Source organism: Methylobacterium sp. Leaf117 (assembly GCF_001422985.1).
GTDB lineage: Bacteria > Pseudomonadota > Alphaproteobacteria > Rhizobiales > Beijerinckiaceae > Methylobacterium.
Window position 1 is genome coordinate 349,575 of the sequence record NZ_LMNL01000001.1, and the last position, 22,526, is coordinate 372,100.

At 66.6% G+C, this 22,526-nt stretch carries 16 protein-coding genes; 12 read left to right on the forward strand and 4 right to left on the reverse strand.

The window, feature by feature from the left end:
* Window positions 1–159: 159 nt before the first annotated feature.
* Window positions 160–1,404 carry an outer membrane protein transport protein gene (locus ASF57_RS01560; RefSeq protein WP_348528116.1) on the forward strand — a complete coding sequence of 415 codons (1,245 nt, stop codon included), beginning with the start codon at window positions 160–162 and terminating at the stop codon, window positions 1,402–1,404.
* A 417-nt stretch (window positions 1,405–1,821) separates the two neighbouring features.
* Window positions 1,822–4,257, forward strand: a complete 2,436-nt coding sequence (locus ASF57_RS27190) for a PQQ-dependent sugar dehydrogenase (RefSeq protein ID WP_056479198.1) — start codon at window positions 1,822–1,824, stop codon at window positions 4,255–4,257.
* Window positions 4,258–4,412: 155 nt separating this feature from the next.
* On the opposite strand, the gene phaC is transcribed toward ASF57_RS27190, so the two are convergent.
* Window positions 4,413–6,221 carry a class I poly(R)-hydroxyalkanoic acid synthase gene (gene phaC, locus ASF57_RS01570; protein WP_056479201.1) on the reverse strand — a complete coding sequence of 603 codons (1,809 nt, stop codon included), beginning with the start codon at window positions 6,219–6,221 and terminating at the stop codon, window positions 4,413–4,415.
* A gap of 144 nt (window positions 6,222–6,365) precedes the next feature.
* Between phaC and ASF57_RS01575 the strand changes: the two genes are divergently transcribed.
* The 5 genes from ASF57_RS01575 (at window position 6,366) to prfB (ending at window position 10,592) form a co-directional block, all read left to right on the forward strand.
* Entirely contained in the window at window positions 6,366–6,695 is a 330-nt protein-coding gene (locus tag ASF57_RS01575; protein ID WP_056479204.1) for a hypothetical protein, read from the forward strand.
* 232 nt (window positions 6,696–6,927) lie between these two features.
* Window positions 6,928–8,160, forward strand: coding sequence for an LL-diaminopimelate aminotransferase (locus ASF57_RS01580; protein WP_056480130.1), 1,233 nt, complete (start codon window positions 6,928–6,930; stop codon window positions 8,158–8,160).
* A 177-nt stretch (window positions 8,161–8,337) separates the two neighbouring features.
* Window positions 8,338–8,550, forward strand: coding sequence for a hypothetical protein (locus tag ASF57_RS01585; RefSeq protein ID WP_056189261.1), 213 nt, complete (start codon window positions 8,338–8,340; stop codon window positions 8,548–8,550).
* Window positions 8,551–8,755: 205 nt separating this feature from the next.
* Entirely contained in the window at window positions 8,756–9,073 is a 318-nt protein-coding gene (locus ASF57_RS01590; RefSeq protein ID WP_056480133.1) for a hypothetical protein, read from the forward strand.
* Between the two features lie 390 nt (window positions 9,074–9,463).
* Window positions 9,464–10,592 (forward strand): peptide chain release factor 2 gene (prfB, locus tag ASF57_RS01595; RefSeq protein ID WP_156375915.1). Its coding sequence is split into 2 segments (ribosomal slippage): window positions 9,464–9,532 and window positions 9,534–10,592, totalling 1,128 coding nucleotides; the frame shifts between segments, so codons are not numbered across the junction.
* 93 nt (window positions 10,593–10,685) lie between these two features.
* On the opposite strand, the gene ASF57_RS01600 is transcribed toward prfB, so the two are convergent.
* A complete protein-coding gene (locus ASF57_RS01600) occupies window positions 10,686–11,822 on the reverse strand; it encodes a M23 family metallopeptidase (RefSeq protein ID WP_244476764.1) in 1,137 nt (378 codons plus the stop codon).
* 160 nt (window positions 11,823–11,982) lie between these two features.
* Window positions 11,983–12,450, reverse strand: a complete 468-nt coding sequence (locus ASF57_RS01605) for a peroxiredoxin (protein ID WP_056189680.1) — start codon at window positions 12,448–12,450, stop codon at window positions 11,983–11,985.
* Between the two features lie 173 nt (window positions 12,451–12,623).
* Between ASF57_RS01605 and ASF57_RS01610 the strand changes: the two genes are divergently transcribed.
* Window positions 12,624–16,073, forward strand: a complete 3,450-nt coding sequence (locus tag ASF57_RS01610; RefSeq protein ID WP_056479210.1) for an AsmA-like C-terminal region-containing protein — start codon at window positions 12,624–12,626, stop codon at window positions 16,071–16,073.
* Window positions 16,074–16,256: 183 nt separating this feature from the next.
* On the forward strand, window positions 16,257–17,495 hold the full coding sequence (locus ASF57_RS01615; RefSeq protein WP_056479213.1) for a GGDEF domain-containing protein: 1,239 nt from the start codon (window positions 16,257–16,259) through the stop codon (window positions 17,493–17,495).
* Between the two features lie 96 nt (window positions 17,496–17,591).
* Here the strand turns inward: ASF57_RS01615 and tyrS are convergent, their stop codons facing one another.
* Window positions 17,592–18,890: a tyrosine--tRNA ligase gene (tyrS, locus tag ASF57_RS01620; protein WP_056480137.1), complete on the reverse strand. Its 1,299-nt coding sequence runs from the start codon at window positions 18,888–18,890 to the stop codon at window positions 17,592–17,594.
* A gap of 120 nt (window positions 18,891–19,010) precedes the next feature.
* Here tyrS and ASF57_RS01625 point away from each other — a divergent pair, with 120 nt between their 5' ends.
* The 3 genes from ASF57_RS01625 (at window position 19,011) to ribB (ending at window position 22,476) form a co-directional block, all read left to right on the forward strand.
* Window positions 19,011–20,150, forward strand: coding sequence for an anhydro-N-acetylmuramic acid kinase (locus tag ASF57_RS01625; protein ID WP_200935792.1), 1,140 nt, complete (start codon window positions 19,011–19,013; stop codon window positions 20,148–20,150).
* 94 nt (window positions 20,151–20,244) lie between these two features.
* A complete protein-coding gene (gene aroC, locus ASF57_RS01630; RefSeq protein WP_056479219.1) occupies window positions 20,245–21,348 on the forward strand; it encodes a chorismate synthase in 1,104 nt (367 codons plus the stop codon).
* A 51-nt stretch (window positions 21,349–21,399) separates the two neighbouring features.
* Window positions 21,400–22,476 carry a 3,4-dihydroxy-2-butanone-4-phosphate synthase gene (gene ribB / locus ASF57_RS01635; protein WP_056479222.1) on the forward strand — a complete coding sequence of 359 codons (1,077 nt, stop codon included), beginning with the start codon at window positions 21,400–21,402 and terminating at the stop codon, window positions 22,474–22,476.
* The last annotated feature ends 50 nt before the right edge of the window (window positions 22,477–22,526 follow it).

Sequence of the window (22,526 nt, forward strand, 5' to 3'; positions counted from 1 at the left end):
TCATTGTCTCACCCAAGGTGCGGGGCCGCCCCGTTCGGGACGGGACAAGCGAGCATCAGCAACAGGGGTGGGTCTTACATCATGATGGGCACGTTTCGGGGCCGTTCCATCCGCAGCTTCGCGCGGTCGGGCGTTTCGGCAGCTTTTATCTGCACGAGCGTGACCGCTGCCTCGGCCGGTGCCTTCGGCATCCGCGAGCAGAGCACGCAGGCCCAGGGCCTTGCCTTCGCGGGTGCCGCCTCCGGCTCCGGCGGCGTGTCCTCGATGTTCTGGAACCCTGCCACCGTCACCATGCGGCCGGGCTGGGTGACCGAGCAGAACCTCTCCTTCATCAACCTGTCCGGGCGGATCACTCCCGAGGCCGGCACCAACCCGGCGTTTGCCCGCCTCGGTGGCAGCGGCGATATCGGCCAGGGCGCCGTAGTGCCTGCGGGCGCCACCTCCTACCAGCTCAACGAACGTCTCTGGATCGGCATCACGACCGGCGCGCCCTTCGGCCTCGTGACCAAGCCGCGCAACACTTGGGCCGGCGAGATCTACGGACGCTCCAGCCGGATCTTTTCCCTCGCCTTCAATCCGGTCATCGGCTTCAAGGTCAACGAATGGCTGTCGGTCGCCGCCGGTCCGAACATCGAATATTTTAAGCTGACCCTGCGTCAGGGGTTTCTCTCGCCGATCAATATCGATCCCGCGAACCTGCCGAGTTCCGGCATCAAGGCGGATTCCTGGGGCGTCGGATTCACCGCCGGTGTTCTGATCACGCCGCTGGAAGGTACCGCAATCGGCGTCGGCTTCCGCTCGTCGGTGCATCACGACATCGGTGGTCAACTCATCCTTCCGGGCCCGTTCGCCGCTTTGGGCGGTGACGTGAAGGCGAAGCTCAACACGCCCGAGAAGCTGAGCGTCGGCCTCACGCAGGCGATCAGCCCGGTGGCCCGCATCAATTTCGGCTTCGAGTGGGACAACTGGAGCCGTCTCGGGGAGGTCAATGTCCTCTCCAATCGGACCGGTGGCGTCGCGACCGTCCTACACCTGAACTACAAGGACGGTTATACCTATTCCATTGGTGGCGAATACGATTGGTCTCCGGCGCTGACGGTCCGCGCCGGTGTCGCCTACGAGCAGTCGCCCATCAACGACGCGAACCGCACCGTCCGCCTCCCGGACGGCGACCGGGTCAACCTCTCCTTCGGCGGAAGCTACCGCTGGAGCGAGAAGCTGACGCTCAATCTCGCCTATTCCCACCTGTTCGTGGACAAGAACAGCATCGTCACGCGCGACAATCCGCTGGTGCCCTTCGTCGGGACGGCGAACGGCAGCGCCGACATCGTGTCGGTCGGCTTCCGCTACGTCTTCGGCGAGCCGGCCGTGGTCGCACCTGCGCCTTTGGTGCGTAAATTCTGAAGCTGGTGCCGGCGGCGGTGCAGACGCGATCTTCAACGCCGCCGAGACGCCCCGGGACCGGCCGCTCATCGCTGAGAGCCGACAGACCCGGGCCGCACGCAAGGGCGTTCCAGAACGCAACCAGAAGATCGATTGACGCCGCATCGAGATCTCCCAGCCTACAACATATCCTAGGAGATCACGGGCCGCCCCAATCAAGCAGATGATTTTTGCGCGCCGGCAGTGAGCGACCAAGGCCTGTGATGGCCATTACTTGAAAGATTTTCTGACAACCGGTCCGTATCGCAAAAAATCTGGACGACCTGACCCAGGGTCGAATGCTCATTTATTAAGAACTTTGAGAAAAGCGCGTCGATACCTTGATGGACGCGATGTCTCGCGTCACCATGGCCGATCTCGGCACATGGAGTGGCAGGAATGATCACGAATCTTGGTCCAGATGACGATCGGGTCGTTGGTTCGTCTGGCGCGGACACCCTGTCGGGAGGCATGGGCTCGGATACCCTGACGGGCAGCGGCGGAGACGATATCCTGTACGGGTTCGGGTCCGCCGATCGCGCCCTCGATTCAGGCGCCATCGACGTCCACCGCCTACCGGTCGGCTTCGCCAGTCCCGTCTATGCCGCATCGCCGCCCGGGCAGCCGGGCCTTCTCTACGTGGTCGAGCAGCATAGCGGTCGGATCGTCATCCTCGATACGGCCAGCGAGACCAAGTTGGCGATTCCGTTCCTCGATCTTCCCGACACCAGCCTCGCGCCCGGTGGAGAGCAGGGCCTTCTCGGCCTGGCGTTCGATCCCGGCTACGCCGCCAACGGCAAGTTCTACGTCTATCTGACCAACCCGACCGGAGCCGTCGAGATTCGCGAGTACACGCGATCCGCGACCCAACCGAACCAGGCCGATCCGGCCTCCGCCAAGGTCATCCTCGCCTTCGACCATCCGGGAGACCAGCATTACGGCGGCTGGATGGACTTCGGTCCGGACGGCTTCCTCTACATCGCCACCGGCGATGGCGGGTTCCCGGGACGCGTAGAGGACACGGCGCAGGACCCGAACTCACTCCTCGGCAAAATGCTGCGGATCGACGTCCGTGCCGATGGCTTTCCGAACGACTCGACCCGGAACTACGTCATCCCGGATGGGAATGCGTTCGCGCCGGGCGAGGGTGCACCCGAGGTTTGGGCGCTCGGCCTGCGCAATCCCTGGCGGAACAGCTTCGATTCCAAGACAGGCGATCTCTACATCGGCGATGTGGGCGAGGACCGAACCGAGGAGATCAACGTCGTCCAAGCCGGCACCGGTGGCGGTTTGAATTTCGGCTGGCGCGTGAAGGAAGGATCGATCGGCCCGGACGATCCGGCCTATACCGATCCGACCTTGGAGTACCAGCATGGCAGCGGCCCACTGAACGGGTCCTCAGTCACCGGTGGCTACGTCTACCACGGCCCCGGTGGTGCGCAGGATCTCTACCTCTTCACCGATTTCTCGGCCAATCATCTCTGGGCCACCCGCATCGTCAACGGCGAACCCCAGTTCTTCCGGAATCTGGATCAGGATTTGCGCATCGATAATGGCCGCTTCAGCGCCATCGTGTCTTTCGCCCAGAGCGGCGACGGCAGCCTCTACGCGATGGGCGTCGACGGGAAATTCCTCCGCCTGAGTTTCTCGGAAGGTGCCGGCGACGGGAACGACACGCTCGACGGCGGCGTGGGGAACGACATGCTCTTCGGCGGGAGGGGCGACGATCGGCTTTTCGGCGGCGCCGATGCCGATCAACTCGTCGGCGGGCTGGGCAATGACGTTCTCGATGGCGGCACCGGCAACGACATCGCCCGCTTCTCCGGAACGTTGGCGCAGCATGCCATCCGGTACGACGCCCCCACCGGACGCTTCACCATCAGCGACACGCGTCCTGGTCTCAATGACGGGACCGATATCCTGAGCGGCATCGAACGTTTCCAGTTTGACGATCAGGTGGTCAACGCGTCGAGCTACCAGCCGACGGTCTTCTCGCTCGCCGCCCTCTCGGCTGCTGCGCTGGAGGGGAACGGCGGTTCGACCCCTTTCCAATTCGACATCACCCGTGACGGGTCCGTCGATGCCGCCGCGACCATCCGCTTCTCGGTCACCAGCGATACGGCGGACGGCGCCGATTTCTCCGGTGGTGTTCTCCCGTCCGGTACCGTGACGTTCGCTGCCGGGCAGAGCACGGCGCGCGTCACGATCGCGGTTGCGGGCGATGCGCTGGTCGAGCGCGACGAGGCCTTCACGGTCACCCTCGCATCCCCCAGTACCGGCAGCATCGACCCGCTTCATGCAACCGCATCTGCGACGATCCGCAACGACGACATTGCGTCAGGGAGCTACGTTCGCGGCACGGCATCGGCCGACGTCCTCGATTTCTCGACCTGGACCACGCGCGTTCAGATCGCCGGCCTTGACGGCGACGACACGCTTCGCGGCGGCCGCGGAGATGACTCCCTGAATGGGGGCGCCGGCAACGACGTGCTGTCCGGGGGCAACGGCAATGACGTGCTCACCGGGGGCCTCGGAGCGGATCGCATGGCCGGCGGTGCCGGAAACGACACCTTCCTGATCGCGCGCGGAGACTTGGCTTTGAAGGGCGCCACGGACCTGATCGTCGATTTCCAGGGTGCGGGCGCCATCGGCGGCGATCTGATCAAGCTCACCGGTTTCACGGCCGGCTCGACCCTGGCTATGGTGGGGACATCGGGGAACGCGATGGTCTACGGGATCCACGATACCGCTGGCCTGTCCGAAGGACAGTTGCTGATCAGCACCGGCGGCACACCGGGCACCCTTCTGATCCCGAGCGACTACGCCTTCGCCTGATCGGCAGACGCGACGAAGCATCTGTTCTCTGAGGGCGGCCATGAATGCCCTCAGGGGACGGCGATGAATGCCCGCAGGGCCGATCCTTCAGGATTGGCCCGTCGTCAAAGACGATCGGAACGGCACGTCGTCGATGTACCGCGAGGGCGCAGCCCTTACGCTTTCATCCGCACGTATGTGCCGGGTGCCGGGCCAAGAGAGGCAAGGCCGGCTTCGCCGGGAATCCTGGCCGGGACGCGGGCCGGGGCCTGATGCTCCAGCCACTGGAACCAGTAGGGCCACCACGATCCCTTGGTTTCGATCGCCGCCGCCAGCCAGTCCTCGAATTTTCCTTTGGCCGGGCCGCCGGTCCAGAACCCGTATTTCGGCTTTGAGGGCGGGTTCACCACTCCGGCGATGTGACCCGATCCCGCCAGCACATAGTCGACCGGACCGCCGAACTTCGAGGAACCCTCGAACACCGACAGGGCAGGAGCGATGTGATCCTCCTTGGTGGCGAGATTGAAGATCGGAATTTTGACCTTCTTCAGATCGAGCCGCACGTTGCCGAGGATCATCTTGCCTTGCGCCAATGTGTTGTTGAGGTAGCAGTTGCGCAGGTAGAACGAGTGGTTGGCCGCCGGCATCCGGGTCGAATCGGCATTCCAGTACAGAAGGTCGAAGGGCATCGGCGACTGACCCTTGACGTAGTTGTTGACCACGTACGACCAGATCAGATCGTTCGGCCGCAGCATGTTGAAGGCTGTGGCCATGCCGGTGCCCTCGAGGTAGCCGCGCTTCTCCATCCGCGACTCGATCAGGCGGATCTGGTCCTCATCGGCGAACACCTTCAGGTCGCCCGCGTGGGTGAAGTCCACCTGCGTGGTCAGGAAGGTCGCGCTCTTGATGCGCTTGTTGCCGGTTGCGGCCTGCATCGCCAGTGTGACGGCGAGCAGCGTGCCGCCGACGCAGTAGCCCGCCGCCGCGACCTCGCTCTCGCCGGTGGCCACCCCGATCGCGTCGATCGCGCTCTCGATCCCCTCCCGCATGTAGCTTTCGAAGTCCTTGTCGGCGTGCCGCGCATCCGGGTTGACCCAGGAGATGCAGAACACCGTCAGGCCCTGGCTCACCATCCAGGCGATCAGGCTCTTCGAGGGGTTGAGATCGAGGATGTAGAACTTGTTGATCCAGGGCGGCACGATGAGGAACGGGCGCTTGAGCACCGTGTCGGTGGTGGGCGCGTACTGGATCAGCTCCATCAGATCGTTGCGGAACACCACTTCGCCCGGCGTCACCGCTACGTTGACGCCGACCTCGAAGCCGGCGGAGGGGTCGGTCTGGCGCACGCGAAGCTGACCCTTGCCGGCCTCGATGTCCTCGGCCAGCATCTTCATGCCGCGCACCAAGTTGGCGCCGTTCTCCTTCAGGGTGTGCCGGATCAACTCCGGATTGGTCATCACGAAGTTCGAGGGCGAAAGCGCGCCGGTGATCTGGCGCAGGTAGAACTGCGCCTTGTGCCGGGTGTGCTCATCGATGCCCTCGGCGTCCTCAACCAGCCCTTCGGCCCAGCGGGACGTGATGAGATAGCTCTGCTTGATGAAGTCGAAGATCGGGTTGGTCGACCATTCCGCGTGGGCGAAGCGGTTGTCCTTCGGCTCGGGCTGCGCCACGGGCGCGGCCGTTTCGCCCTGAAGCCTCTGCCAGGTCGAACCCCACAGGGTGATGAAGGCCTCGCTCAGTTTGGTCTGGGCCTCGACCGTCCGCTTCGGATCGGACAGCCAGGTCTCGGCCACGGTGCCGAGGGTGCGGACCACGTCCTTGACCTCCTCGGGCGGCTCGACCGCCTCGACCGGGAGGGCATCCGGCGTTCCGACCGGTTTCATGTAGCGAGAGGCAGCACGCCCGAATTCCTCGACCAGAAGGCTGGCGTTGCGGGACAGAGCTTCGATGTCGGGCAGCGGCGGCGTCGTCCGTTCGGTCGTCACGCGTGCGTTTCTCCCCGAGTTCGGCCTGACCCTTGTGCGTGCAACGCCTGTCGCGCGATCGTGGGAAGCCTCGTTTCCGACAAATTAACGCGCCATCGCGCAGTTCCGCCAGAGCGCCCGCTTCCGAAACGGCCGAGTACCCCCATGTCCCGGCGTCACAACCGTCAGTTTGTCGCCCTTGCGATCACCGCCGCGCTGCTCGGCGGCTGTTCCAGCGATCTCAATCTGATGCGGGCCGCCTATGGCACGGGCGAGGTGGGTCCTCAGGCCAAGGCGCCGGAATTCGTCGCCGATTCGCGGCGCAAGGATGATGGTTTCATGCCCGTCGGCGTCTCCGCCCCGGCCCGACCCACCCGCGCCAAGACAGCCGAGGGCACCAAGGCGCTGGAGGAGGAGCTGGTGGCCGCCCGCGGCCGCAACGAGGCGCGCGGCCGCTCGGCGGAGAGTGCCGCGCAGGCCGGCAAGGCGCAGTAGCCCGATCGCGCGCGCCCGCTGATTTCGTTCGGCGTCGTGGCACAAAACTGCTAGACCATTGCGAAGCGTGCGATATCTGCGATGGCCCTGTGCCCGGCAAGGTCGCCATAAGACGTCCGGATTTCCGCCCGAGGGACCTCCGGACGAAACCACGATTCCGCTCGGGTTGATGACAGATTCGCGCGTCGGGAGAATCCCGCGCCCACCTTTGATCCTGGACACCGTGAAGGCCATGACCGACTTCCACCGCATCAAGCGCCTGCCGCCCTACGTGTTCGAGCAGGTGAACCGGATCAAGGCTCAGGCCCGCGCCAACGGCGCCGACATCATCGACCTCGGCATGGGCAACCCGGATCTCGACGCCCCGAAGCACGTCATCGCCAAGCTGGTGGAGACCGCCGGCCGCCCGCGCACAGATCGCTACTCGTCGTCGAAGGGCATTGCCGGTCTGCGCCGGGCCCAGGCGAACTACTATAAGCGCCGCTTCGGCGTGAGCCTGAATCCCGACACCCAGGTGGTGGCGACTCTGGGCTCGAAGGAAGGCTTCGCCAACATGGCACAGGCCATCACCGCGCCGGGCGACGTGGTGCTGGTGCCGAACCCGAGCTATCCGATCCATGCCTTCGGCTTCCTCATGGCCGGCGGCGTGATCCGCTCCGTGCCGGCCGAGCCGACCCCGGCCTTCTTCCCCGCGGTCGAGAAGGCGATGCAGCACTCGATCCCGAAGCCGGTGGCGATCGTGGTGTGCTACCCCTCGAACCCGACCGCCTACGTGGCGAGCCTCGATTTCTATCGGGACCTCGTTGCCTTCGCCAAGCGCCACGAGATCATCATCCTGTCGGATCTGGCCTATGCCGAGGTCTATTTTGACGGTGATCCGCCGCCCTCCGTTCTGGAAGTGCCGGGCGCCATCGACTGCACCGTCGAGTTCTCCTCCCTGTCGAAGACCTTCTCCATGGCCGGCTGGCGCATGGGCTTCGCGGTCGGCAACGAGCGCCTGCTCGCGGCGCTGACGCGGGTGAAGTCGTACCTCGATTACGGCGCCTTCACGCCGATCCAGGTGGCGGCCACTGCCGCCCTCAACGGGCCGGAGGACTGCATCGTCGAAATGCGGTCGATCTATAAGAAGCGCCGTGACGCGCTGATCGAGTCCTTCGGCAAGACCGGCTGGAAGATCCCGACGCCCTCCGCCTCGATGTTCGCCTGGGTGCCGATCCCGGAAAAGTACCAGGCGTTGGGCAGCCTCGAGTTCTCGAAGCTGCTGCTGGAGAAGTCCGACGTGGCGGTGGCCCCCGGTATCGGCTTCGGCGAGCACGGCGACAACTATGTCCGCATCGCCCTGGTTGAGAACGAGCAGCGCATCCGGCAGGCGGCGCGCAATGTCCGGCGCTTCTTCGAGACCTCCGACAAGACCCTGCACAACGTGGTGCCGCTGTCCGATGCGCCCCTGTCGAAGGCGGGCTGACCGCGCGCCGGCTGCTTCCGCCGCAGCCTGTTGCGGTCGGGAGACAGGCGGCCGCAAAGCGGTCCGGCGATCATCGGCGTGCTTGTCACGACGGGGCCGGGTCAGCAGGGTCTTGCGTGGCCGCGTCCGGGTTTCCCCCCGTATCGCGCGGCCGGTTCGCCTAGGCCCGAGGAACGTATGCGTCGCCTGACCCTTGCCGTCGCCCTGGTGCTCAGCGCCTCCGCGGGAGCCTGCGCTCCGAAGCCGATCGTGGCCCGCGATCCGGTGCCGGCGCCAGAGCCGACCCTCGGCTACGAGTGCACGTCGCGCTCGACCGTGCTGAACGCCTATCACACCAATTGCGAGCCGATCCTGCAGGAGCGCTCGGTGGTGGTTCGCGCCAAGGGCTGACCCTGGCCCGGTGGATCGCGTTTGCGACTCGCCGGTCCAACCCCGCGCCGCCCTCGGATTTCTCCGCCTTACCCACAGGGTACCGTGCGAATCCTGCCGCAGCGCGTCCGATCGGACACGGACAGCACCATCGGGTTGAGGCATAAGGGGATCGGGCGCGTTTCTCCCTGAGTCTGTCTGCCCACCGGAGTTCTTCGTGCTGACCATGCGAACCGTCCTCGCCGCCGGCCTGATCGCGCTCGGGCTCCCGGGTGCCGCCTCGGCACAGATGCGTTATATCGGGGCCGATGGTCCGATCGTTCTGCCGACGAGCCCGAGCAGTGGTCGTCCGGTTCCGGACGTGCCGAACGCCATTCCGGTGCCGCAGGTGATGAACGGCGGCGGCTTCGGCCTGACCGGAACCGATTATTTCAGTGATGGGCTCAGCGAAGGCCCACTGAACAGGAAGCACCGGCCGCGCGAATTCGTCCTCGCACCCGCCCGGATCGGACCGGCGGACTACGTCCGCCCCGCTCTGCGTTAGCGCCGGTCGCGCAGCCGCCCTTCCGCTCCAGCGACGGGTCCGCGCCGGACGAAGTGCTTGCCGTACCGTTTGCGCCGCCGAGACGAACACCGGCGCGGATTCGATGCGACGTGACCATCGAGGGCGGGGACCATCGCGCGCCCGGGCGACTGATCTGCCTCACGTGTCAATTCTTGAGGTCGGCCCGCCGCGTAGGCGTCGAGGACGGGATCGGCGATGATCGGCGAGCGCATTACTCGCAAGCGAGGCACGCTGAAACCCGTTCGATTCCGGTGATGCCGCTCGCCCAAGAGACACCAGACCCAAGGTTTCGGCACGTGCCGTTTACACCATCGGGTCCGCCCGGTATCACCCGATCCCAGATCCCCAAAAACGAGCCCGAAACACCAGATGCGCGCCGAGATCGAACAACTCTCGGATGCCGCCAAGCAGTCGATCGGACTGCTGAGGAGGCATCTTTGACTGGGATACCGTCGAAAAACGTCTCGCGGAGCTGAACGCAGCTTCCGAGAACCCCGAACTCTGGAACGACGCCGAGGCGGCCCAGAAGGTGATGCGCGAGCGCACCCAGCTCGATGATGCGGTCAACGCGATCAAGAAGCTGTCCCAGGACCTCGAGGACGCCCATACGCTGATCGAACTCGGCGAGATGGAGGGCGACGAAGCCACCATTCAGGAAGGTGAGGCCGGCGTGCGCGCCGTCGAGAAGGAGGCCGCGCGCCGCCAGATCGAGACTCTGCTCTCCGGCGAAGCCGACGGCTTCGACACCTACCTCGAAGTGCATTCGGGCGCCGGCGGCACCGAGAGCCAGGACTGGGCCAACATGCTCCAGCGCATGTATGGTCGCTGGGCCGAACGCCGGAAGTACAAGGTCGAGATCGTCGAGTGGTCGGATGGCGACGAGGCCGGGATCAAGGGCGCGACGCTCCTGATCAAGGGCCACAATGCCTATGGCTGGCTCAAGACCGAGTCGGGCGTGCATCGGCTGGTGCGGATCTCACCCTACGATTCGAGCGCAAGGCGGCACACCAGCTTTGCCAGCGTCTGGGTCTATCCGGTCATCGACGACCGGATTGAGATCGAGATCAAGGAATCCGACTGCCGCATCGATACCTACCGGTCGTCCGGTGCCGGTGGCCAGCACGTCAACACCACCGATTCGGCAGTGCGCATCACGCACATTCCGACGGGCATCGTGGTGGCGTGCCAGCAGGAGCGCTCGCAGCACAAGAACCGGGCGACCGCCTGGAACATGCTGCGCGCCCGCATGTACGAGGCCGAGTTGAAGAAGCGGGAGGAGAAGGCCAGCGCCGAGGCCGCCGCCAAGACCGACATCGGCTGGGGTCACCAGATCCGCAGCTACGTGCTGCAACCGTACCAACTGGTGAAGGACCTGCGGACCGGCACGCAATCGACCGATCCCGACGCGGTGCTGGATGGCTCCCTCGATCCGTTCATGGAAGCCTCCCTGGCCCAACGCGTCTATGGCGGCGCCGACGTGGTCGAGGACATCGAGTAGGGCAGGGGCGCTCTCGGAGCGCCGCGGCAACTCTCAAAGCGCCGCGGCGACCCTCAAAGCGCTGCGGCGACCCTCAAAGCGCTGCGGCGACACTCAAAGCGCTGCGGCGACCCTCAGGAAGCGGATCGGATCGACGGGCTCACCGTCGATCCGGGTCTCGTAATGCAGGTGACTGCCGGTCGAGCGCCCGGTCGATCCGACGCGGCCGACGATCGCTCCGGGTTCGACCCACTGCCCCGGCACCACGTCGAAGGCCGAGAGGTGGGCGTAACGGGTGATCAGGCCATGGCCGTGATCGACCTCCACCATGTTGCCGTAACCGCCGTTGTAATCCGCCAGCGTGACGCGTCCGGCCGCGGTGGCACGGGCCGGCTCGCCGGTCTCCGCCCGCAGGTCCATGCCGGTATGCATGGCATAACTGCGCGTGAACGGATCGAGCCGCCCTCCGAAATTGCTCGACAGGCTGATCTCCCCCGACAGGGGTCGACGCACCGGCAGCGTGGCCGCGATGCGGCGGAGGCGCGCCTCGTCGGCGAGCGAGCGCTGGGCCTGAGCCAAGGAGAGGCCGAACGCATCGGGATCGAGCGGAACCAGGGGGCCGCCGATGCCGCTGGTGGACTTGCGTTCGAAGCGCGCGGGGTCCAGCCCGAGCCGGGCGACGAGACCGCGAAGGCGCTGGGCGCCCTGGCCGGCCCGCAGGCCGATGCGGTTGAGCACGCGGGATTGCGCTTCGGCGAGCCCGTCGAGGCGCTGCTCCATAGCGGCAAGCCGTCCCTCCACGGCCCCGGCGGACTGGCGCCCGGGTGCGAGGTCGTCCTGGGTACGAAGTTGCAGCGTGCCGGGAGTCGGATAGGGCTTCAATCCGCTGGCCGGCTTCGATGATGTCTCGGCAGCCCGCTCCTCGACCGGAGCTGCGCCGGGCTGGGACGGGCCAGGTTCCCCTGCCAGAGTGGCGATAGCGGCCTGACGGGCTTCCATCGCGGCCTGACGGCGGACGAGTTCGGCCAGGCGCTGGGTGATACCGTCCCGCGCGGCGGCTTGCTCCATCGTCACCCGGTCGAGTTGCAGGCGCAGGGCGCCGATGCGCTCCTCGTATCCGTACTGGATGGCGCTTTGCTGGGAGACGAATCGGGCGAGGACCTCGTCGTGAAAGACGAGGTAGTATGTCGCCCCGCCGGCCCAGGCCACGGCCAGGGCCAGCGCTCCCGCGAGGAGGCGTGTCCGAAGCACGGAACCCGGGACGACGGGGGTCGCCTTCCGAGATGGTTTTCGAGAGGACGATGGCGACAGTGACATGGGACGCGTGACCTGATCCACGACGTCACCCTGCCGAATCAGGGTTAACGAACCGCCAAGGCGTCCTAGCGCGAACGAGTTGCGAGATTTCGCTTCAGGCGAGGTCGCGCGCTGCCGCCAGCACCTCTTCAGCATGTCCCGGCACCTTCACCTTGGGCCAGAGCCGCGCGACGCGGCCATCGCGGTCGATGAGCAGCGTGGTGCGCTCGACGCCCATATATTTGCGGCCGTACATGCTCTTCTCGACCCAGACCCCGTAGGCTTCCAGCATCGCCTTGCTCTCGTCCGAGGCGAGGGGGAAGGTCAGGCCGTACTTGGCGCGGAACTTGTCGTGGCTTTTCACCGAATCCGGTGAAATCCCGATCACGATGGTGTCAGCGGCGGCGAAGTCGCCCTCGAGAGCATTGAAGCCCTGAGCCTCCAGGGTACACCCGCTCGTGTCGTCCTTGGGATAGAAGTACAGGATCGCCTTGCGGCCCCTCAGGGCGCTGAGACTGATCGTTTCGTCACCGGCGCCCGCAAGGGTGAAGTCGGGCGCCTGATCTCCGGTCGCGAGGGGCATCATGCCTTCCTTTCGGCTGATTGATAGTGTGCGTCTGCGGTTGCATCCCGACGGAGCCCGATGCTCCGAAAAACGCGTCGCCGCGGACCTGATAAGCCCCGCGAAAGCCGAAACCCGTAGGACAGCCGCTCGATAGCCCGGGGGGACGTTCCGATCCAGCGGCACAAGGATTGATGGACCAGGAAACGGCCAACGTTGTGCAATCCGCGCGGCCCGGCGTGCGATGGCGCGCCTTGCTCTGGCTGGTGGCAGCCCTGGGGCTCATCGTAGTCCTGAGCGTCGGCGGTCTCATCCTGCGCCTTTCGCAGGGGCCGATGCGGTTCGATGGACTCTCGGAACGGGTCGCGTCCGCGATCGCCGGCAGCATCGGACCGGGCTGGCGCGTCGGGCTGAGCGACAGTGCGGTCGAGCTGGATTCAGAGAACTCGCTGGCCCTGAGGGTCGTCGGTCTCGACATCCACAATCCCGAGGGCGACCTCGTGGTGCGTGCGCCCCAGGCCGTGGTCAGCCTGGACAGCTGGAGCCTCCTGCGCCTCTCGGTCCTGCCCCGCGCCATCGAGTTCCGCGACCTGCAGATGACGGCGCTGATCCACCGGGACGGCAGCATCGCCTTCGCGGCTTCCGACTCGACCCAGGCCGGGTCCGTCGAGCCGCACACCCTCCCGAGCGTCGATGCCGTGCTCGGCCGCGTCTCACCGATCTCCGCCACGGTCGCCTCAATCTTCGGCGTCGTGCTCGACTCGGCCGGCGTGATCGGGGCCCTGGACCGGGCGCGGATCACCAACGGGCGGCTCACCCTCATCGACGACGACGCCCGCCAGCGCGCCGTGTTCGAGCACGTCAACGGTCTGTTCCGCCGCGATGCCGTGCGGGACGCCCGTATCTTCGAATTGCGGATCGACGGCCCGCACGGCGAGTGGCGCTTCGGCGGCGACCTGCACGAGGCGGGCGGCACGAAGCGCACCGGGACGATCACCCTCGACGATCTGCCGATCAACGATCTCCTGCTGCTGTCGGGTCAGTCCAAGCTTCCGGTCGAGACCGACCTGAAGGTTTCGGCCAAGACGGACGTCGCCATCGATGCCGGCCGTATCGAGACCATGAAGGCCGAAATCCGCACCGGCGGCGGCAATGTCCTGATCGAGGAGAAGGACTTCAACCCGGTCACCATCGACAGCCTGGTGGCCGAACTCAGCTGGGACGAGGCCGGTCGCGCGATGAAGCTCGACGGGCTCGATTATCGCGGCGCCGGCAATGCGGTCCATCTCACCGGTGCCTGGACGGCGGCCCCGTCCGGCGCGGATACGGCCTGGACCCTGGTGCTCGCCGGCAAGGACGCGGTGCTGCGCGGTGCCAGCCCGGCTGACAAGCCGGTGACGCTCGATGCGGTCTCCGCCCACCTCACCGGTAAGGCCGGCGGCGTCGTCATCGACGATTTCGCCATCAAGGCGGGGGCGGCGACCGGTCGGATCACCGGGACTCTCGGAACGACCGCCGACGATGACGGCCTGACCCTGAAGATCACCGCCGCCTCAACCGACGCGCGCACGGCACTGCGGCTGTGGCCCGAACACGTGGCGCCGCCCGCACGCAACTACCTCGTCGACTATCTGCGTGGCGGGACCGTCAACGCCGTCGACATCAGCGTCGACATGAGCGGGACCGAACTGGCCGCCGCCACGCGCGGCGAGCCCATGCCCGACAATGCGGTGCACATCGACTTCGCCGTGTCGGACGCGACCCTGACGGTCGTGCCGGAATCGCCGCCGCTGACGCGCGGACGCGTGACCGGCACCATCACGGGGCAGACGACCAACATCCGCAACGTCACGGCCGATGTCCAGATGCCGGACAACCGGATTTTGTCGATCTCGGACGGATCGTTTGTCATCCCGAAGATTACCCCCGACATGGTCACGGCGCAGATCGGGCTGCGGCTCAGCGGGGGGGCGGATGCCCTGGTCTCCCTGCTCCAGACCAAGATGTTCAAGACGCTCACGGGCCTCGACCTCGATCCCGCGACGGTGAAGGGCAGTGCCGACCTGCGGATTGATTTCCCCCTCGACCTGAAGCACATCCCCGACTTGGCGGATCTGCCGGTGGGCATCAAAGGCACCCTGTCCGACATCGGTGTCGACAAGGTCTTCGGCAAGGATCGGCTCGAGGGTGGACGCTTCACTATCCTCTGCGAGCGCGGGGCGTTCTCCCTGAAGGGCGAGGGGCGGGTGATGGGCACCCCCCTGACCGTCGACCTGCGTCAGCCGAAGGCCGGCGCGCCGGGTGAAGTCAATATCGGCTTTGCCCTCGACGACGCCCTCCGCGCCCGCAAGGGTCTGCCGGTGGCGCCGCAGCTCTCAGGCTCCATCCCGGTGCGGATCACCATGCCGATCGGCCGGGCCGGCCCCGGCAAGGCGCCGGTCCGGGTGGAGGCCGATCTGAGCCGGGTCGGCAGCGACGGCCTGCTGCCCGGCGTTACCAAGGCGGTGGGCAAGCCGGGACGCGCCAGCTTCACGGTCGTGGAGGGCGCGAACGGCGCTCAGGATCTGCGCGATCTCAGCGTCGATGCCGGCCCCCTGATGGCGCGCGGCAGCATCAGCCTGAACGGCGAGGGCGGGTTCGAACGCGCGGACCTGACCGCCCTCAAGCTGTCGCCCGGCGACGACATGCGCCTGTCGGTCGACCACACCAGCGGCAACGCCTATCGGGTCTCGGTCCGGGGAGCGGTGGCCGATGCGCGCCCGTTCCTGCGCGGGTTGACCGGGCCGGCCGCCAAGGGCGGCCGCGAGACGAGCCCGAAAGACATCGACGCCGACATCAACCTCGCCATCGTCAGCGGCTTCAACGGAGAAGCGTTGACCAACGCAAGTGCCAAGCTCCTGTTGCGCGGCCGCGACCTCCGAAGCGGACGTATTCTCGGAAAGTTCAGCAGCGCGCCCTTCTCGGCCCAGATCACCCATGCCGATCGCGGCGGATCGAGCATCGCCATCGAGACGCTGGATGCCGGCTCGGCGCTCCGTTTCGCCGACATCTACAAGCGCATGTACGGCGGCAAGCTGATCATGAGCAGTTCGCTGAACGACGGGCCGCAGCCGGGCTCGGTCCAGATCCGCAACTTCATCCTGCGCAACGAGCCCGCGCTGTCGAGCATCATGGCCCAGGGACCGGCGACCAGCGAGGTCACCGATGCGCGCGGCCGGAAATACGTGGTCCAGAACGCCGGGAACGACGTAGAATTCGACCGGCTTCGGGCGATCTTTACCCGTACGGGGAGCCGGATCGACATCAGCGATGCGGCGATCTCGAATCCCGCCATGGGTTTCACCATGACGGGTTACCTCGACACCGCCAGGGAACGCACCGACATCAACGGCACGTTCGTACCGCTCTACGGCCTCAACAACGTCGTCTCGCAACTGCCGATTCTCGGCCAACTCCTCGGCGGCGGCCGAAACGAAGGGCTTTTCGCCCTCAACTTCCGCGTCTCGGGACGCCTCGCCAAGCCGGATGTGAGCGTGAACCCGCTCTCGGCACTGGCACCCGGCATTCTGCGCAAGCTGTTCAGCGCCGGCGGCGGCAACGACGGCGTCGCAGCCGGGCCGCCGATGGACGAAACCGAGCGCTGAGCGGAGTCAGTCCGAGACAGCGGTAGCAGGACCGCAGCCAGACGGGACGAGAGTCAGTCCGGTTCATTCTGAACCAGCCAGACTCTCGGGTCTTTGGTTTTCGTTTGTCTTATCGGGATAACCGATTTCCACTCATCCCTGACAAACTCTAGACCAGGATTCTGACAAACGACGGACTATGACGTGACCCTCGACATCGCTACTCTGCTCATCGCCACGACGGTGATCGACTTTGGTATTGCGGTCTACTTCTGGGTATTGTGGGTCAGCGGCCGCGCCGCCCGCATCCATCTCTGGATCGCCGCCTCGGCGACCAGCGCGACAGCGGGATGCCTTCTCTTCATGCTGCGCCAGATCGCGCCGGACTGGGTCGCGATCTGGCTCGCCCAGGTCTGCTTCATTCAGACCTTCGCCTTCCTGTGGGCGGCGGTCCGACTCGTCCACCACCGATCGCATTCTCCGATCGCGATCTGGGCCGGCACGACGATCTGGACGGTAGCCTGCCTGGTGCCGGCCTTTTTCGCGGGCGAGCAACTTCGCAATGTCGTCGCAACCCTCGGCTTCACGGCCTATTGCATCGCCATGTCAATGGAGATGCTGCGGCCGGATCAGGTACGGCCAACCCCCAACCGCGTTCTTGCCGCGTTTCTGCTCTGGCTGCTCTCGATCGCCTCTCTTGGACTGACGGCCTACACGGCCGTCCAGGAGAACATCGTCGTCCCGCTCGATCATGCCCAGACCCGGGCGGCGCTGTGGCTGATGCTGTATCTGGTGATCTACATCGTCCTGATCCTGGCCGTGACCACGCTGGAACTCGGGAACGAAGCGGAGCGCCAGCGCAAGGTGGCGACCACCGATGGCCTGACCGGATTGCTGAACCGGCGCGCGTTCTTTGATTGCGCCGAGGGGCTCGCGGCACAGCACCGGGACATGGCCGTGCTGATGCTCGACATCGATCATTTCAAGCGGATCAACGACAGCGGCGGGCATTCGGCCGGTGACGCGGCTCTGATCCGCTTCGCGGCGCTCCTGCGCCAGACGGCCAGGAGCCTGCGCGAGACACAGCCGCGGTCGACCGAAAGGCTCGGCGAACCGGTCCTGGCTCGGATCGGAGGCGAGGAGTTCGTCTGTCTGATTCCGGGTGGAACCCGCTCAGACGGCGCCCGTCTCGCCGAGGCAATTCGCTTGAGCGTCGAGACCGACGGGCCGGCCACGGGCCGGCCCGGCATGACCGTGAGTATCGGCTGTGCCGCGGCGCCGGTGACGGGCAGCACCCTCATAGACCTGCTGCAGGTTGCCGATGCCGCCCTCTATCGCGCCAAACGGGCGGGTCGCAATCGCGTCGAAGCGGAAAATTCGTTGATCGAACCGGCGACCGATACCCTCTCGGATTCCGGGGTCCAACAGCAGCGGTTTGCCTGAGCCCGGGCGCCACGCCGTCCGGGCCGCAGCCAGTCATCGGGACTGCCGGCGATATCCTGGTCCGAAACGACGTGCCGGTGACGGAACCTCCCCGCCTCAGCCCACTCGCACCAGCACGTGCTTCTTTCGGCCGAACGAGAGCTTGATCACACCGTCCGCCGTCAGGTCGGCGTGGCGCAGCACCGCCCGTTCGTCGGTGACCGGCAGGTCATTGACACGCAGACCCCCGCTCTTGATCTGACGCCTGCCTTCGCTGGTGGAGGGCAGAAGCTTAGCGTATTCGGGCCCGAAGGCCGAGAGTACGCCGAGGCCGGCGTCCAGCAGATCGGCCGAGACCGTGATGCTCGGCAAATCCTGCGCCACCGTGCCTTCCACGAAGGTCTTCCGCGCGGTCTCGGCCGCGGCGTCTGCAGCCTCGCGGCCATGCATCAGGGCGGTGGCTTCGGTGGCCAGCACCTTCTTGGCCTCGTTGATGCCGGCACCGGGCAGGGCTTCGAGGCGCGTGATCTCGTCCATCGGCAGCAGCGTGAACAGCTTGAGGAAGCGGCCGACATCGGCGTCCTCGGTGTTGCGCCAGAATTGCCAGTAATCGTACGGGCTCAGCATCCCGGCATCCAGCCAGACCGCGCCGGCCGCGGTCTTGCCCATCTTGGCGCCCGAAGCGGTGGTGAGGAGCGGGCAGGTCAGCCCGTAGAGTTGCGGCGTGCCCATGCGACGGCCGAGATCGATGCCGTTGACGATGTTACCCCACTGGTCGGAGCCGCCCATCTGAAGCACGCAGGCGTAGCGGCGATTCAGCTCGACGAAGTCGTAGGATTGCAGGATCATGTAGTTGAATTCGAGGAACGATAGTTCCTGATCGCGCTCCAGACGCATGCGCACGCTGTCCATCGACATCATGCGGTTGACCGAGAAGTGGCGCCCGATGTCGCGCAGCATCTCGATGTAGTTCAGCTTGGTCAGCCACTCGGCGTTGTCGACCATCGTCGCAGCATTGCCACCGTCACCGAAGTTCAGGAACCGCGAGAAGGTCTTCTGGATGCCGGCCTTGTTCTCCTCGATCTGCTCCAGGGTGAGGATCTTGCGTGATTCGTCGCGGCCCGAGGGGTCGCCGACCCGCGTCGTGCCGCCGCCCATCAGGGTGATCGGAGTGCCGCCGGTGGCCTGAAGCCAGTGCAGCATCATGATCGACAGGAGGTGACCCACATGGAGGGACGCGGCGGTGCAGTCGTAGCCGACATAGGCCGTCAGGCGGCCCTCGCGCGCGGCCGCGTCGATGCCGGCGAGGTCCGAGCCCTGGTGGATGTAGCCACGCTCGGTGAGGACCTTCAGGAACTCGGATTGCGGCTGGAAGGGCGCGGCGGCGGGGGCAACCTGGGTGGCGTCGGAGGACATGCGAAGTTCCGGTTCGAGGGAATCGCGGCGCGGGACAGGGTCGAAGGCCGCGTGATAGCACCGCACGGGATCTGGGCGGCTCTTAGCAGGGCTGCACACGGAAGGCACGGGGCGGAAACCATGGCGATGATGCGCGCGATCGGACTGATGAGCGGCACGTCCCTCGACGGCGTCGACGTCGCGCTGATCGAGACGGACGGCGAGACCGTGCGGGTTGCGGTGAGCCATAACGGCTATCTCGAACCCCTCGGGCCCACGGGTTATCGCGGCTACTCGGACGAGGATCGGTCCCTGCTGCGCCAAGCGCTGATCGATGCGGAAGGTGTTATCGCGCGCGAGGACCGTCCGGGATGCCTTGTCGAGGCCGAGGCCTTCGTCACCGCCGCCCACGCCGAGGCGGTCGAGAGCTTCCTGGCCGATAACGGCCTTACGGCCGCCGACATCGATGTGGTCGGCTTCCACGGCCAGACCGTGGTGCACCGGCCGGACCAGCGCATGAGCGTGCAGATCGGCGACGGCGCGGCCCTCAGCCGCCGCCTCGGCATCGCCGTGGTCTCGGATCTGCGCCACGCCGACGTGCTGGCGGGTGGGCAGGGAGCCCCCCTGGTACCGGTGTTCCACCAGGCGCTGGCCCGTGCCTCCGGCTTCGAAGGGGCGCTGGGCATCCTGAACATCGGCGGCGTCGCCAACGCCACGATCCTGTCGGCGAACGGCGACGTCATCGCGTTCGACACCGGACCCGGCAATGCCCTGATCGACGACTGGATGCGCGAGCGCACCGGCCGCCCCCTCGACGACGGCGGCCGCACCGCCGCCCGCGGCCGGCCCGACGAGCCGCTGCTGGCCTGGCTGCTGATCCACCCGTTCTTCGCCCGGCGCCCGCCGAAGTCGCTCGACCGGAACTGGTTCTCGCACAAGCTTGCGGGCCAGCTCTCCACCGAGGACGGCGCGGCGACGCTGACCGCTTTTACCGCGCGGGCGGTGGCGCGCGCCCTCGACCATGCGCCCGAGATTCCCGGACGCTGGATCGTGGCCGGCGGCGGCGCTCGCAACGGCGAACTGGTGCGCCTGCTGAACTATCATCTGCGCGCCGAGATCACGACGGCCGACGCCATCGGCTGGTCCTCGGCCTATCTCGAGGCGCAGGCCTTCGCGCATCTCGCGGTGCGTTCGGTGAAGGGCCTGCCGATCACCTTCCCGTCCACCACCGGCGTCCGTGAACCAACGACCGGCGGCGTGCTGGCACGACCGGAGGCTTAAGGTTCGGCCCGTGTCCTGGCGCACGGTCGTCCCCGAACCGGCGCATGGCCCCGCGCTGGCCCTCGGGGCAAACCCGCGCTAGAGCGGGTGCGCCATGTCGCACAATACGTTCGGACACTTGTTTCGCGTCACCACCTTCGGCGAGAGCCACGGGGTCGCCCTCGGCTGCGTGGTCGATGGCTGTCCGCCCGGATTGGCCCTGTCGGCGGAAGACATCCAGGCGGAACTCGATCGGCGCAAGCCCGGGCAGTCGCGCTTCACCACGCAGCGGCGCGAACCCGATCAGGTCCGCATTCTCTCGGGCGTCTTCGCCGACGACCGCACCGGTGGCGTCCAGTTGACCACCGGCACCCCGATCGCCCTCGAAATCGAGAATACCGACCAGCGCTCGAAGGATTATTCCGAGATCCGCGACAGCTACCGGCCGGGCCACGCCGACTACGCCTACGACGCGAAGTACGGCATCCGCGACTATCGCGGCGGCGGGCGCTCCTCGGCGCGCGAGACCGCCGCGCGGGTCGCGGCGGGCGCCGTCGCCCGCAAGGTCCTGCCTGCCGGCGTCACCATCCGCGCCGCCCTGGTGCAGATGGGACCGCACGCCATCGACCGGTCGCGCTGGGATTGGGAGGCGGTGAACGCCAATCCGTTCTTCTGCCCCGATCCCGAGACGGCAAGCTTTTACGAAGACTTTCTCGACGGCATCCGCAAAGACGGCTCGTCGGTTGGCGCCGTGATCGAGGTGGTGGCCGAGGGCGTGCCCCCCGGACTCGGGGCGCCGATCTACGGCAAGCTCGACGCGGATCTCGCCGCCGCCATGATGTCGATCAACGCCGTGAAGGGCGTCGAGATCGGCGACGGCTTCGCCTCCGCAGCCCTGCGCGGCGAAGACAATGCCGACGAGATGCGGTCCGGCAATGCCGGCGCCCCGACCTTCCTGGCCAACCATGCGGGCGGCGTCCTCGGTGGTATCTCCACCGGACAGCCCATCGTGTGCCGCTTCGCCGTGAAGCCGACCTCGTCGATCCTGACCCCGCGCATGAGCGTCACCCGTGACAACCGCGACGTCGACCTCATCACCAAAGGGCGGCACGACCCCTGCGTCGGCATTCGCGCCGTGCCGGTGGCCGAGGCCATGATGGCGTGCGTCCTCGCCGATCACTATCTGCGCCATCGGGGGCAGGTCGGCGCGCGGGACTGATCCCGCTTGCGCCCGCCATCGTCCGATCCGCGAAACGTCAAGAGACAGCCTGTGCCCCACACCCAAGTCACCGAGGCCATCGAGGCCTATGCCCGCGGCGAGATCGTCGTCGTCACCGATGATGACGACCGCGAGAACGAGGGCGACCTCGTCGTCGCGGCCTCGCTCTGCACCCCGGAGAAGATGGCGTTCATCATCCGCAACACCTGCGGCATCGTCTGCGCGCCTCTGACCCGCGCCGAGGCCCGACGCCTTCGCCTCGACCCGATGGTGGCCTCGAACGACGCGCCGCTCGGCACCGCCTTCACGGTCACGGTGGACACCAAGCACGGGCTGACCACCGGCATCTCGGCCGAGCAGCGCTGCAACACCGTGCGGGCGCTGGCCAACGGCAACATGGGCGAGGACGATTTCGTCCGTCCCGGCCATGTCTTCCCGCTGATCGCCAAGGATGGCGGCGTGCTCATGCGCTCCGGCCACACCGAGGCGGCGGTCGACCTGTGCAAGCTCGCCGGATTGCCGCCGGTCGGCGTGATCTGTGAACTCGCCAACGACGACGGCACCGTGATGAAGGGCCCGCAGATCACCGCCTTCGCGGACCTGCACAACCTCAAGCGCGTCTCGGTGGCCGATCTGATCGCCTACCGGCAAGCGCGCGAAACGCTTGTCGAGCGGGTCAGCACCTTCCCGGTGAAGACCGAGTTCGGCGAAATGACGGGCTACGCCTACACCACGCCGTTCGAGACCGTGCAACAATTCGCCTTCGTCCATGGCCGCATCGGCGATGGCAAGGACGTGCTGGTGCGGCTCCACCGTTCCAACGTGGTCGCCGACGTGATCGAGGGGGGCCGTCAAATCGAGGCGGTGATGCGCCGCTTCGCCCAGGAAGGCCGGGGCGTTCTGGTCTACCTGCGCGACGGTACGGCCGGCGTACCCCTGAAGCCCTTCGCCGAGGAGGGTTCGGAGGCCCAGCGAGTGGCCCAATGGCGGGAAATCGGACTTGGGGCGCAGATCCTGCGCGACCTCGGCGTCGCGTCGATCCGCAACCTCGCGACCTCGTCGCGCGCCTATGTGGGCCTGTCCGGTTTCGGGATCGAGTTCCTGGGTGACGAGCGCATCGACGGATAGGGCGCGCGAAGCGTCCGCTCGCGCGTCAAGCACCCGGTCCGAGCGTCGAA

Coding starts and splice junctions, on each gene's coding strand:
- ASF57_RS01610 (WP_056479210.1), top strand. CDS start 12,624: ATGGACCAGGAAACGGCCAACGTTGTGCAATCCGCGCGGCCCGGCGTG.
- ASF57_RS01585 (WP_056189261.1), top strand. CDS start 8,338: ATGCGTCGCCTGACCCTTGCCGTCGCCCTGGTGCTCAGCGCCTCCGCG.
- ASF57_RS01580 (WP_056480130.1), top strand. CDS start 6,928: ATGACCGACTTCCACCGCATCAAGCGCCTGCCGCCCTACGTGTTCGAG.
- tyrS (WP_056480137.1), bottom strand. CDS start 18,890: ATGTCCTCCGACGCCACCCAGGTTGCCCCCGCCGCCGCGCCCTTCCAG.
- ASF57_RS01590 (WP_056480133.1), top strand. CDS start 8,756: ATGCGAACCGTCCTCGCCGCCGGCCTGATCGCGCTCGGGCTCCCGGGT.
- aroC (WP_056479219.1), top strand. CDS start 20,245: ATGTCGCACAATACGTTCGGACACTTGTTTCGCGTCACCACCTTCGGC.
- ASF57_RS01575 (WP_056479204.1), top strand. CDS start 6,366: ATGTCCCGGCGTCACAACCGTCAGTTTGTCGCCCTTGCGATCACCGCC.
- ASF57_RS01625 (WP_200935792.1), top strand. CDS start 19,011: ATGGCGATGATGCGCGCGATCGGACTGATGAGCGGCACGTCCCTCGAC.
- ASF57_RS27190 (WP_056479198.1), top strand. CDS start 1,822: ATGATCACGAATCTTGGTCCAGATGACGATCGGGTCGTTGGTTCGTCT.
- ASF57_RS01605 (WP_056189680.1), bottom strand. CDS start 12,450: ATGCCCCTCGCGACCGGAGATCAGGCGCCCGACTTCACCCTTGCGGGC.